The sequence below is a fragment of the Catellatospora paridis genome (assembly GCF_009720365.1).
GTDB lineage: Bacteria > Actinomycetota > Actinomycetes > Mycobacteriales > Micromonosporaceae > Catellatospora > Catellatospora paridis.
In genome coordinates this window covers 177959-190100 of the sequence record NZ_ML769318.1, presented here as the reverse complement: position 1 = coordinate 190100, position 12142 = coordinate 177959, and the positions used below count along the sequence as shown (strand labels likewise).

General features: G+C 72.0%; 11 protein-coding genes. 4 read left to right on the top strand and 7 right to left on the bottom strand.

Annotated elements, in window-relative coordinates; genetic code table 11:
* Window positions 1–58: 58 nt before the first annotated feature.
* Window positions 59–1417 carry an L-serine ammonia-lyase gene (locus F9C41_RS20520; protein WP_155388450.1) on the bottom strand — a complete coding sequence of 453 codons (1359 nt, stop codon included), beginning with the start codon at window positions 1415–1417 and terminating at the stop codon, window positions 59–61.
* Window positions 1418–1632: 215 nt separating this feature from the next.
* On the opposite strand from F9C41_RS20520, the gene F9C41_RS20515 reads away from it, so the two are divergent.
* Window positions 1633–3207 carry a N,N-dimethylformamidase beta subunit family domain-containing protein gene (locus F9C41_RS20515; RefSeq protein WP_230689795.1) on the top strand — a complete coding sequence of 525 codons (1575 nt, stop codon included), beginning with the start codon at window positions 1633–1635 and terminating at the stop codon, window positions 3205–3207.
* A 2-nt stretch (window positions 3208–3209) separates the two neighbouring features.
* Here F9C41_RS20515 and F9C41_RS20510 read toward each other — a convergent pair whose 3' ends face one another.
* The 6 genes from F9C41_RS20510 to pdxH all read right to left on the bottom strand — a co-directional run bounded on the left by F9C41_RS20510 (window position 3210) and on the right by pdxH (window position 7920).
* The gene (locus F9C41_RS20510) at window positions 3210–3980 is read right to left on the bottom strand and encodes a DUF4230 domain-containing protein (RefSeq protein ID WP_155388449.1); all 771 of its coding nucleotides are present in this window, start codon (window positions 3978–3980) and stop codon (window positions 3210–3212) included.
* A gap of 121 nt (window positions 3981–4101) precedes the next feature.
* Window positions 4102–5262 carry an acyl-CoA dehydrogenase family protein gene (locus F9C41_RS20505; protein WP_155388569.1) on the bottom strand — a complete coding sequence of 387 codons (1161 nt, stop codon included), beginning with the start codon at window positions 5260–5262 and terminating at the stop codon, window positions 4102–4104.
* 54 nt (window positions 5263–5316) lie between these two features.
* Window positions 5317–5610 (bottom strand): type II toxin-antitoxin system VapB family antitoxin, encoded by a 294-nt coding sequence (locus F9C41_RS20500; RefSeq protein ID WP_155388448.1) that lies wholly within the window; start codon window positions 5608–5610, stop codon window positions 5317–5319.
* 35 nt (window positions 5611–5645) lie between these two features.
* A complete protein-coding gene (locus F9C41_RS20495; protein WP_155388447.1) occupies window positions 5646–6305 on the bottom strand; it encodes a nitroreductase family protein in 660 nt (219 codons plus the stop codon).
* Between the two features lie 2 nt (window positions 6306–6307).
* Window positions 6308–7231, bottom strand: coding sequence for an aldose 1-epimerase family protein (locus tag F9C41_RS20490; RefSeq protein WP_230689794.1), 924 nt, complete (start codon window positions 7229–7231; stop codon window positions 6308–6310).
* Between the two features lie 23 nt (window positions 7232–7254).
* The gene (gene pdxH / locus F9C41_RS20485; RefSeq protein WP_155388567.1) at window positions 7255–7920 is read right to left on the bottom strand and encodes a pyridoxamine 5'-phosphate oxidase; all 666 of its coding nucleotides are present in this window, start codon (window positions 7918–7920) and stop codon (window positions 7255–7257) included.
* Window positions 7921–8182: 262 nt separating this feature from the next.
* Here pdxH and F9C41_RS20480 point away from each other — a divergent pair, with 262 nt between their 5' ends.
* From F9C41_RS20480 to F9C41_RS20470, 3 genes are all read left to right on the top strand, one after another.
* Window positions 8183–9286, top strand: coding sequence for a citrate synthase 2 (locus tag F9C41_RS20480; RefSeq protein ID WP_155388446.1), 1104 nt, complete (start codon window positions 8183–8185; stop codon window positions 9284–9286).
* 199 nt (window positions 9287–9485) lie between these two features.
* Window positions 9486–10610: a phosphoserine transaminase gene (gene serC / locus F9C41_RS20475; protein ID WP_155388445.1), complete on the top strand. Its 1125-nt coding sequence runs from the start codon at window positions 9486–9488 to the stop codon at window positions 10608–10610.
* A gap of 198 nt (window positions 10611–10808) precedes the next feature.
* Window positions 10809–12110 carry an acyltransferase family protein gene (locus tag F9C41_RS20470; RefSeq protein ID WP_196279857.1) on the top strand — a complete coding sequence of 434 codons (1302 nt, stop codon included), beginning with the start codon at window positions 10809–10811 and terminating at the stop codon, window positions 12108–12110.
* Window positions 12111–12142 lie beyond the last annotated feature (32 nt).

Sequence of the window (12142 nt, the reverse complement as noted above, 5' to 3'; positions counted from 1 at the left end):
CGCCCCAACGCTAACAACGCCGACCACGCTTACACGGGTGAAACCAGAGGACGGCTCGTCAGCACTCGATCACGTTGACGGCCAGCCCGCCGCGCGCGGTCTCCTTGTACTTGACCTTCATGTCGGCGCCGGTCTCCCGCATCGTCTTGATCACCTTGTCCAGGGAGACGAAGTGGTTGCCGTCGCCGCGCAGCGCCAGCCGGGCCGCGGTGATCGCCTTGACGCTGGCCACCGCGTTGCGCTCGATGCACGGGATCTGCACCAGGCCGCCCACCGGGTCGCAGGTGAGCCCGAGGTTGTGCTCCATCGCGATCTCGGCGGCGTTCTCCACCTGCTCCGGGGTGCCGCCGAGCACCTCGGCCAGCCCGGCCGCCGCCATCGAGCAGGCCGAGCCCACCTCGCCCTGGCAGCCGACCTCGGCCCCGGAGATGGAGGCGTTCTCCTTGAACAGCACGCCGATCGCGGCGGCGGTGAGCAGGAATCGCACCACGCCGTCGTCGTTCGCGCCGGGCACGAAGCGGGCGTAGTAGTGCAGCACCGCGGGCACGATGCCGGCCGCGCCGTTGGTCGGGGCGGTCACCACCCGGCCGCCGGCCGCGTTCTCCTCGTTCACGGCGAGCGCGAACAGCGTGATCCAGTCCATGACCCGCAGCGGGTCGGTGGTGAAGTGCTCCTTGGACAACGTCCGGTGCAGTTCCGCGGCGCGGCGGCGCACCTTCAGGCCGCCGGGCAGGGTGCCCTCGACGGTGCAGCCGGTCTCCACGCAGTCCTGCATGACCTGCCAGATGCGCAGCAGCCCGGCCCGCACGTCGGCCTCCGAGCGCCAGGACAGCTCGTTGGCCAGCACGATGTCGCTGATCCGCAGGCCGGTGTCCTTGGCCAGGGCGAGCAGCTCGCCGCCGGTCCGGTACGGGAAGCGGACCACCGTGTCATCCGGTTTGATGCGGTCTGCCCCGGCCGCGGTCTCGTCCACCACGAAGCCGCCGCCGACCGAGTAGTAGGTGCGCTCGCGCACGCACGCCCCGGCCGCGTCGAAGGCCGCGAAGGTCATCCCGTTGGGGTGGTAGGGCAGCGAGCGCCGGCGGTGCAGGGTCAGCTCGAACGAGGCGTCCTCGATGTCGAGCAGCCGGACCCGGCCCGCCGCCTTGATCTCGCGGAAGCGGGCGTCGGCGGTGGCCGTGTCGACGGTCTCGGGATCGTCGCCGGCCAGCCCGAGCAGCACCGCCTTGTCGCTGCCGTGCCCGTGGCCGGTCGCGCCCAGCGATCCGAAGAGCTCGGCGCGCACCAGCACGACGTCGCTGAGCAGCCCGTCCGCCTTCAGCCCGGTCGCGAACCGGTTGGCGGCGCGCATCGGCCCGACCGTATGCGAGCTGGAGGGCCCGATCCCGATCTTGAAAAGGTCGAACACGCTGATCACGGGGTGTGCCTTCCGACGCTGGAACGGACAGGGCAACACTAGCTCTGCTACCGACACGACCGTCAGCCGAGTACTCTTCGGCGGGCTGGAACCGGTTCCGGGCCCCAACCCCCCTCGCGCCCCCGTTCGACGATGCGACATCAGCGGACACCTCTCACGTGAGCAGTTGGTTACGGACGACGGTCCCGGCGACGTCACGTCGGGGGAGTTTCGCCATGCCTTCTGTTTCGCGTCGTGCCGCCCTCGGCGGCCTGGCCGCCGGCGCCGCGGGCGTCCTGGCCGCCTGTGGCTCCGGGGACGGACCGCAGATCGCCAGGGTGCCGCAGCAGCGCCTGCCCGAACCCGCGCCCGCGGCCCCCTCGCCGGCCGCAGCCCGCAGACGGCCACCGCGCACCGCCAACCCCATCCCCGCCGAGAACCGCCGGGCCGTGGGCAAGCGGTGGCTGGCCGCCGACCCGGCGTTCCGCAGCGCCGACGACGTGCGGCAGCAGATCGCGGCCTACGCCTCGGCGACCAGCGTCGACGTCGGCGAGTCGATCGACTTCCACGTGCACGTGGGCGCCGCCGAGCCGTACCGGGTCGAGGTCTTCCGGCTGGGCCATTACGGCGGCGCCGGAGCCCGGTACGTGGCGAGCAGCCCCACGCTGCACGGCCGGCCGCAGCCGAAGGCGGCCCGCGTGGCCAAGACCAACCTCGTCGCCTGCGACTGGCCGGTGGCATGGACCCTGAAGGTGCCGGCCGGCTGGGTGTCCGGCACGTACGTGGCGGTGTTCACCACCGCCACGAACCACCGCAGCCACGCCGTCTTCGTGGTCCGCGACGACCGCCGGACCGGCAACCTCTGCGTCGTGCTGCCGTTCTCGACGTACCAGGCCTACAACTTCTGGCCGCGCGACGGCCGCCTCGGGCGCAACCTCTACCAGGGTTACCGGCCCGACGGCGTGATCGGCACCGAGGAGCGGTCCCGCAAGGTCTCCCACGACCGGCCCTACAGCGGCTCCGGCCTGCCCTACATGTTCGACACCGACTACGACCTGATCCAGTGGGCCGAGCGCGGCGGCTACGACGTGACCTACGCCACGAGCGAGGACCTGCACACCGGGCGGCTCGATCCGCTCCGGCACGCGGGACTCGTCTTCCCCGGGCACGACGAGTACTGGTCGGCGGAGATGCGGGCGGCCACCGAGGCCGCGGTGGCGGGCGGCGTGAGCCTGGCCTTCCTCGCCGCCAACAACGTCTACTGGAACATCGGCTACGAGCCCGCCGGCGACCGGCCGGACCGGGTCGTCGCCTGCTACAAGAGCCCCCAGGAGGATCCCGGCTCGACGGCCCGCCGGTCGACCGTCACCTGGCGCTCCCTCAGCCCGCACGATGCGGAGCAGCGGCTGCTCGGCGTGCAGTACAACGGTGTCGTCGGGACGGCCGCGCCGCTGATCGTGCAGGGGGCCGGCCACTGGATGTGGCAGGGCGCCGGGGTCCAGGACGGGATGGCGATCCGCAACCTGGTGGCGGGCGAGGCGGACGGCCGCGACGCCGCCTACCCGTTCGCCGACGGCGTGCAGACCCTGCTGTCCGCCTCGCCTTACCTGACCGCCAAGGGCCAGCCCGCCATGCAGAACACCAGCGTGTACGAGGCTGCCTCGGGCGCCGTGGTGTTCTGCGCGGGCACCTTCAACTGGCCGCTCGCGCTCAACCGCCGGGGCCACCGCGACACCCGGGTCCAGCACGCCACCGCGAACCTGGTGAACCGCATGCTGAACCCCGACGGCGCGCCCGCCCCGGCGGCCTGAGCTCACGCCCCTTCGAAGATCACGGTCACCGAGGTGTAGCCCAGCGAGCGCATCATGCTCTCCAGGGTCTTGCGGGTGTTGTCCTCGGCCCGCTGCTGCAGCGTGCTCTTCTTCGCCGCATCGGCCAGCTGCTGCTCGGCCCGCAGCATGGTCTCCTGCTGCCGGTTCGGGTCGCCGTCGAAGAACTCGCCGACCCGGTTGATCAGACCCCGCTCCTCGGCGAAGACGTAGCTGCGGTCCAGGTCCAGCTTCGGCTCGGCGACCGTCGGCGGGGGCAGGGTGATGGTGACCGACTTGCGGTCCGGCGAAACGACGATCTTGTCGTCGGACAGGTTGCCGAAGTCGACGTAGGCCTCGACCGTGCCCGCGGCCACGAACAGGGTGCGCTGGTTGAGCAGCCAGTCGGGGATGAACTTGCGGTCCTCCTTGAGGTCGACGATGACCTCGAAGTTGCCCTCGGCCGCGACGAACCGGCTCAAGTCCTTGATCGACAGCAGCAGCGGCGGCTGCGAGTTGTCGGTCGTCCGCTCCGCGAACGGGTTGCCGAACTTCGGGATCAACCCGGCCGCGGTCAGCCCGAAGTAGCCGCCGGCCAGCACGCCGAGCACGACCACCAGGGCCAGGAACGCGCGGCCCAGCCGCGAGCGGCGGGGCGGCTCGACCAGCAGGGTCTCCTCCTCGTCGGGACGCTGCCGGGGCAGCGGTTCGGTCGGCCGGGACCGGCCGGGCTTGAATTCCGGCAGGTTCTGCGTCGGCTCGTCGGCGGCGCCCATTGACGTCTCCTGTCTGACCGCTGGGGTGTACGGACACCACGGTATTACCCGACGCCGACAACAAGCACCCTCTGCGGTCGGACGAATACGCCGGAGCGGGCGGACGACCCGCGCGCGGCGGTCAGCCGAAGGCGGCTATGCCGGTCAGCCGCTGGCCGAGCACCAGCTGGTGGATCTCCGAGGTGCCCTCGTAGGTGAGCACGCTCTCCAGGTTGTTGGCGTGGCGCAGCACCGGGTACTCCCCGGAGACGCCGTTGGCGCCGAGGATGGTGCGGCACTGCCGGGCGATCGCGATCGCCTCGCGCACGTTGTTCAGCTTGCCCGCGCTGACCATCTCGGGGCGCAGCGCGCCGCGGTCGGCCGTACGGCCCAGGTGCAGCGCGAGCAGGAAGCCCTTCTGCAATTCGAGGGCCATGTCGGCGAGCTTGGCCTGGGTGAGCTGGAAGCCCGCGATCGGCTTGCCGAACTGGGTGCGGGTGCCGGCGTACGCGATCGCCGTGTGCAGGCAGTCGCGGGCCGCGCCGAGCGCCCCCCAGACGATGCCGTAGCGGGCCTCGGTGAGGCAGCTCAGCGGGGCCTTCAGGCCCTGCGCGCCGGGCAGGATCGCGTCGGCGGGCAGGCGCACCTCGTCCAGCACGATCTCGCCGGTGGCGCTGGCCCGCAGCGAGAGCTTGCCGGTGATCTCCTTGGCGGTCACGCCGGGCGTGTCCATGGGCACCGCGAAGCCGCGTACGCCCTCGTCGGTGCGGGCCCAGACCACGGCCACGTCGGCCACCGGCGCGTTGGTGATCCACATCTTGCCGCCGTGCAGTACCCAGCCGTCGCCGTCGCGGCGGGCCCGGGTCGACATGTTCGCCGGGTCGGAGCCGTGGTCGGGCTCCGTCAGGCCGAAACAGCCGATCAGCTCACCCTTGGCCATACCGGGCAGCCAGCGCTGCTTCTGCACCTCGGAGCCGTACTTCCAGATCGCGAACATGGCCAGCGAGCCCTGCACGCTCACCAGCGAGCGCACCCCCGAGTCAGCCGCCTCCAGCTCCAGGCAGGCCAGCCCGTACGCGACCGCGGACGACCCGGCGCAGCCGTAGCCGTCCAGGTGCATGCCGAGCAGGCCGAGCGCGCCGAAGTCGCGGGCCAGCTCGCGCACCGGGGCGTGGCCGGTCTCGTACCAGCCGGCCACGTGCGGGCGTACCTTGTCGTCGACCAGGCGCCGGACCACGGCGCGGATCTGCAGCTCCTCGTCGGTGAGCAGCGAGTCCAGGTCGAGGAGATCGAGGGGGAGCACCGGAGTCGTCACGAGGTCACCTTAACGGCGGCTAAGCCGACGGGGTAGCCGGACTCAGCTGAGCACGAGAATGCGGACGTGGATCTGGTGCCGCTGCTGGAGCGCTGCCCGCAGCGCCCGGTGCAGCCCGTCCTCCAGGTAGAGCTCACCCTTCCACTGCACCACGTGCGGGAAGAGGTCGCCGTAGAACGTGGAGTCGTCGGCCAGGACCCGGTCCAGGGCCATCTCCAGCTTGATCGTGATCAGCTGGTTGAGTGACACCCGCTCCGGCGGGATCTCGGCCCACTGCTTGAGGGTGTACCCGTGCTCCGGGTACGGCCGCCCGTCGCGCACCGCCTTGAAGATCACGCCTGCCCTCCCCTCCGAAACCGAGTGCGCTCAGCCTAACCGCCGTCGGCGACGTTACGCGCACCCGCCGACGCCTGCGCCGCTTCCACGGTCGCTCCCCAGGTCCCGCGGTGGACCACCTCGTCGAGTGACCTGCGGCCCCGGGCGAGTGACGCCGACCGGTGATCGGCGGCCCGGTAGCCGACGCTCACCGCGCCGACCGGGGTGTACGCGGCCGGCACCCCGAACGCCTCGCGGAACACGTCGTGGCGCTGCGGCGGGATGCCGAAGAAGCACCCGCCCAGGCCCTCGTCCACCGCGGTGAGCAGCATCAGCAGCGCGGCCATGCCGGTGTCGACGTGCCAGTACGGCACCGGCCAGCGCGCCTCGTCGCGATCCGTCCAGCCCTTGTCCGCCTCGGCGTACCGGTCCAGGTACGCCGACTTGTCCGACAGCGGCACGATGATCAGCGGCGCGGTGCGCATGCCGTCCAGCCACCGGGTCCGCGATCCGGCCTGCGGGCTCGCCGCCGCCCAGAAGCGTTCCCGCTCATCCGCCGTCTCCAGCACCAGGAACGCCCAGCCCTGGGCGAACCCGGCCGAGGGCGCCCGGGTGGCATGGCTCAGCAGCCGCTGCACGACCTCGGCCGGCACCGGCCGGTCCGGGTCGTAGCGGCGCACCATCCGGCGTCGGCGGACGACGTCGGCGAACTCCACGCTCAGGCCCCGAGGTCGGCGCGGATTCCCCAGGTGCCCTGCCAGGTCTCGGCCGGGGCCAGTTCGATCAGGTCCCGGCCCGAGCGCATCGCGTCCGGCGGGCAGGTCATCGGCTCGATCGCGACCGCGCGGCGGTGCCGCTCGCCGGTCAGCGTGTGCGCGGTGAACAGCTGCCACCAGTGGAAGTTCGCGTCGGCCCAGACGTGCACCGCCCGCCCGTCGGGGGCGCTGATGGTGACCGTCGAGCCGCCGTCGCCGTCGCGGACCAGGTCGCCGAACGCCGTGTCGAGCTCGAGCGCGCCGATGCGCCGCGGCTCGGTGAAGTCGAACTCGCCCCCGGCCACCTTGGCCGCGCCGATCGGCAGCATGCGGCCGTCGACCAGCAGCCGGGTGCGCGCGGGCACGGTCAGCGTCAGGTCGTCCACCGCGTGGCCGGGGATGCGCAGGTACGGGTGGGTGCCGACGCCGAACGGCACAGGGGTGTCGGCGCGGTTCACGACGTGGTGCGTCACGGTCAGGCCGAGGTCGCCCAGCCGGTATTCGACCCGCAGGGCCAGCCGCCACGGGTAGCCGAGCTGCGGCTCCAGCCCGCACTCCACCGCGAGCAGGCCGTCCGACTGCTCCGCCGCGTGCCAGGGCAGCCAGCGGACCAGGCCGTGGATGGCGTTGTGCAGGGACGGCTCGCTCAGCGGCAGCTGGTGCGCCACACCGGCGTGGCGGTAGTGGCCGTCGCGGATCCGGTTCGGCCAGGGCATCAGCAGTTGGCCGGAGCCGGCCGGGCAGAGCTCGCCCTCGGCGTACCCGTCGAGGATCTCCGTCCCGTTCACGGTGTAGCTGCGCAGACCGCCGCCGACCTCGACGACGGTTGCGGTCTGGTCACCGTGGCTGAGCGTCCATTGGGTGCCGGACGGCCGAAAGTTGGTCACGATCTCGCACCCTACATTGCTTTCTAAGGCGCCAGGCGCTCCACGATCCACCTGTCCGCGCCGCCGTCGGGCTCCCTGCGGAAACGGAGCCGATCGTGCAGCCTGCTGCGCCTGCCCTGCCAGAACTCCACGGTCTCCGGCTCCACCCGCAGCCCGCCCCAGTGCTCGGGCAGCGGCACGTCGGCCTCGGCCGGGAACGACTGCTCGGCGGCGGCGTACGCGTCCTCCAGCGCCTGCCGGTCGGGCAGCACCGAGGACTGCGCGCTGGCCCACGCGCCCAGCTGCGCCCCGCGCGGGCGCACCCGGAAGTACTCCTCGCTCACGTGCCGGTCCACGGGCGTGATCCGACCGCACACCACCACCTGGCGGCCCATCGCGAACCACGGGAAGAGCAGGCTGGCGTACGGGTTTTCCAGCGCCTCGCGGCCCTTGCGCGAGGCGTAGTTGGTGAAGAACACGAAACCGCGCTCGTCATAGCCCTTGAGCAGCACGGTGCGGCTGCTGGGCCGCCCCTGCGCGTCGGCCGTGGCGACGATCATCGCGTTGGGCTCGGGCAGGTCCGCGGCCACCGCCTCGGCGAACCACCGCCCGAACTGGGTCGGCCAGTCCGCGGCGAGGTGCTCCTCGACGAGCGGCTCCTCGCGGACGGCCGGGCGGTGCGCGGCGGCGGGCTCGTATTCACGGCGCATGCGCGCCAGGTCGTGGGGCGCGGCGGAGGGGCCGGTGGTCAAGGTGTGCTCCAAGTCACGTAGTCATCCTGTCGCACTGCGTATCAGCAGCGGAAATCATGTCGTGCCAGCTCGCCACCGGTGGAAATCCCGTTGACAAGGCTCCCGCAGACCGAAGATGTCGCTTCCGGCACGTGCGGGGCGGGTCGCCAAACGGTTACCCGCGGGGCAAGATGTTGCTCGAACTGAACCTAACCTCAGGTCCGAGAACCGGGAGAACGACATGTCCGACTTCAAGCCGGGCCTGGAGGGCGTGATCGCCTTCGAGACCGAGATCGCCGAGCCCGACAAGGAGGGCGGCGCGCTTCGTTACCGGGGCGTCGACATCGAGGATCTGATCGGCCAGGTCTCCTTCGGCAACGTCTGGGCGCTGCTGGTGGACGGCAAGTTCGGCCCGGGCCTGCCGCCCGCCGAGCCGTTCCCGGTGCCCGTGCACTCCGGTGACATCCGCGTCGACGTGCAGTCCGCGGTCGCCATGCTCGCCCCGTACTGGGGCCTGGGCCAGCTGCTCGACATCTCCGACGAGCAGGCCCGCGAGGACCTCGCCCGGGTGTCGGTGACCGCGCTGTCCTTCGTCGCGCAGTCGGCCCGCGGCCTGGGCCTGCCGGCCGTGCCGCAGAAGGAGATCGACAAGGCGCAGACCATCGTCGAGCGCTTCATGAAGCGCTGGCGCGGCGAGCCCGACCCGCGGCACGTCAAGGCCGTCGACGCGTACTTCATCTCGGCCGCCGAGCACGGCATGAACGCCTCCACGTTCACCACCCGGGTCGTCGCCTCCACCGGCGCCGACGCCGCGGCCTGCATCTCCTCCGGCATCGGCGCGCTGTCCGGCCCGCTGCACGGCGGCGCGCCCTCGCGGGTGCTGCACATGATCGAGGGTGTGGAGCGCTCCGGCGACGCCGAGGGCTACGTCAAGGGCGTGCTGGACCGCGGCGAGCGGCTGATGGGCTTCGGCCACCGGGTCTACCGGGCCGAGGACCCGCGCGCCCGCGTGCTGCGCCGCACCGCCAAGGAGCTGGGCGCGGCCCGCTACGAGGTGGCCGAGGCGCTGGAGAAGGCCGCGCTGGCCGAGCTGCGCGCCCGCCGCCCCGACCGGGTGCTGGAGACGAACGTCGAGTTCTGGTCCGCGGTCGTGCTCGACTTCGCCGAGGTGCCCGCGCACATGTTCACCTCGATGTTCACCTGCGCCCGGGTGGCCGGCTGGTCCGCGCACATCCTGGAGCAGAAGAAGCTGAGCCGCCTGGTCCGCCCGTCGGCGACGTACGTCGGCCCCGGCACCCGCAAGGCCCAGGAAGTCGAGGGCTGGAACGCCATCAGCCACCACTGATCCGGCCTTGAACGAAGGGCGTCCGCTCGCGCGGGCGCCCTTCGCCGTCTCACCACGGGCGGGGCGCAGGGGTGAGGACCGTCACGGGGGAAACGGTGGGACGGCGCCTGGGGGTGGGTCGTTGACGTGGGAGAATGCGGCATTGGCAGCGTCGCCGATGCTCTCTCGCACGATCTGACACGCCTGAAGGACTGATGTCATGGCCGAGACGCCGATCAAGATCCCTGCCGAGCTCCTGCCTGTCGACGGCCGGTTCTGCTGCGGCCCGTCCAAGGTGCGGCCCCAGGCGGTGGAGGCGCTCAGTTCGGTCGCCGGCTCCTTCCTCGGCACGTCGCACCGGCAGAAGACGGTGAAGAACCAGGTCGCCCGCTTCCGGCAGGGCCTGGCCGACTTCTTCGGCCTGCCCGAGGGCTACGAGGTGATCATCGGCAACGGTGGCACCACCGCCTTCTGGGAGGTCGCCGCGTTCTCCCTGATCAAGGACCGGGCCCAGTTCGCCACGTTCGGCGAGTTCGGCGCGAAGTTCGCCAAGGCTGTCAAGGACGCCCCGTTCCTGGGTGCGCCGACGGTCCACAAGGGCGAGCCGGGCAGCGCCGCGTTCCTGGTCGCCGAGGAGGGCGTGGACGCGTACGGCATCACGCAGAACGAGACGTCGACCGGTGTCGCCGTGCCCGTGCAGCGGGTGGCGGGGGCCGACCCCGGCGCGCTGATCCTGCACGACGCCACCTCGGCCGCGGGCGGCCTGGACGTGGACCTGACCCAGAGCGACGTCTACTACTTCGCGCCGCAGAAGTGCTTCGCCTCGGACGGCGGCCTGTGGATCGCCATCCTCTCCCCGGCCGCCATCGCGCGCGCCGAACAGATCAAGGCGGGCGGCCGGTACATCCCGGCGTTCCTGGACCTGGTCACCGCGATCGAGAACTCGCGGCTGGAGCAGACCCTGAACACGCCCGCGCTGGCCACCATCTTCCTGGCCGCCGAGCAGACCGACTGGATGAACGCGCAGGGCGGCCTGTCCTGGGCGGCGCAGCGCACCGCGGAGAGCGCCGAGATCCTGTACCGCTGGGCGGAGAAGTCGCCGGTGGCGACGCCGTTCGTGACCGACCCGGGGCTGCGCTCCAATGTGGTCGCCACGATCGACTTCAACGACGGCGTCGACGCGGCCGCGATCGCGAAGACGCTGCGCGCCAACGGCGTGGTCGACACCGAGCCGTACCGCAAGCTGGGCCGCAACCAGCTGCGCGTCGCGCTCTACCCGGCGGTCGAGCCGTCGGACGTGCAGGCGCTGACCGCGAGCATCGACTACGTGATCGAGCAGCTGTAGACCGTTTCGCGCAACTGATGCGGCGGGGCCCGAAGGGCCCCGCCGCATTTTCGTCCGCGTACCGGTGAATGTATGCGGCATTTTGGGTGATTTGCGTAAGTCTTGGATAGGCTCGCCCCTTCCGCCGGGTGTAGCCGGCGCGACGGCTGGGCAACCGCCAGAGGTGAGCCCGACCGACCAGCGCAAGGGGTCCCTCTGGTGACGACGCAGCAGGAAGCGGGCACGCCGCACACGACACGCGGCGGCCCGACCCGGCCCGCGGCGCGCGCCGCCCAGCACCCGACCACCGTCCGTCCCGCGGCGCCGGGCGCCCCGGCGGCCGCGAACACGACCCGCCTCGTCGGCCGGGTCACCGGCGCCCGCCCGGCACCGCCGGAGACACCCGGGCCCGAAGCCGTCCGGCCGGAGGCCGCGCAGCCGGTGATCCCCCAGCCGGACGTCGCGGCCGCACCCGGGGAGCGGGCGGCTCCGTCCCGCCGGCTGCTGGTGCTCGACGGGCTGCGGCTGGCCGCGGCGCTGCTGGTGGTCGCCCATCATCTGGTACGCGGACCGTGGGGCGTCGAACCCGGCGCGCTGTTCGGCCCGCTGGCCGCCGTCGCCTCCTTCGGCTGGCTCGGCGTGAACCTGTTCTTCCTCATCAGCGGCTTCGTCATCTGCCTGAGCAGCTGGGGTCGCGGCCTCGGCGAGTTCGCGGTCTCCCGGGCCGTGCGGCTGTTCCCGGCCTACTGGGTCGGCGTCGTGCTGACCACCGCGGTGCTGGCCATCTGGCCCGCGCTGCGCGGGCCGCTGCCCGCCCCCGAGTCGCTGGTCAACCTGACCATGCTGCAGAGCGGCCTGGGCGTCACCGACCAGGACTGGTCGTACTGGTCGCTCGGCGCGGAGCTGCGCTTCTACCTGCTGTTCGCGATCGTGGTGCGGCTGGGCGTGACCTGCCGGCGCGTCGTCTACTTCTGCGCGCTGTGGACCCTGCTCGCCGTCTTCTCCACCACCTGGGACCAGCGCTGGCTCGACAACATGATCGTGCCGGAGTTCGCCCCGTACTTCGTCGCGGGCGTGGCGCTGTTCCTGATCCACCGGTTCGGGGCCAACCTGCTGCTGTGGGGGCTGGTCGGCGTCAACTGGCTGATCGCGCTGTACCGGCTGCAGGGCCACCCGGCCCTGGAGCACTTCCACCTCAGCTGGTGGAGCGTCGCGGCCGTGGTCACCGGCTGCTTCGGGCTGCTGGCGGCGATCGCGCTCGGCGCGTTCCAGCGCGTCGGCTGGCGCTGGCTGACCGTCGCGGGCGCGCTGACCTACCCGCTCTACCTGATCCACCAGGCCATCGGGCAGACGCTGATCCTGGCGCTGCGCGGACACGTGCCGCCCTGGCTGCTGCTGGCCGGGATCGTGGCGGCGATGCTGGGCGTGTCCTGGCTCGTCCACCGCTATGTGGAACGTCCGCTCGGCGGCCGCCTCAAACGCGGTCTCGACACCTCGCTCGCGGCCGTACGCAGGGGCTGAACCGCCCCCACCGGCCACCATGGACACGCCGG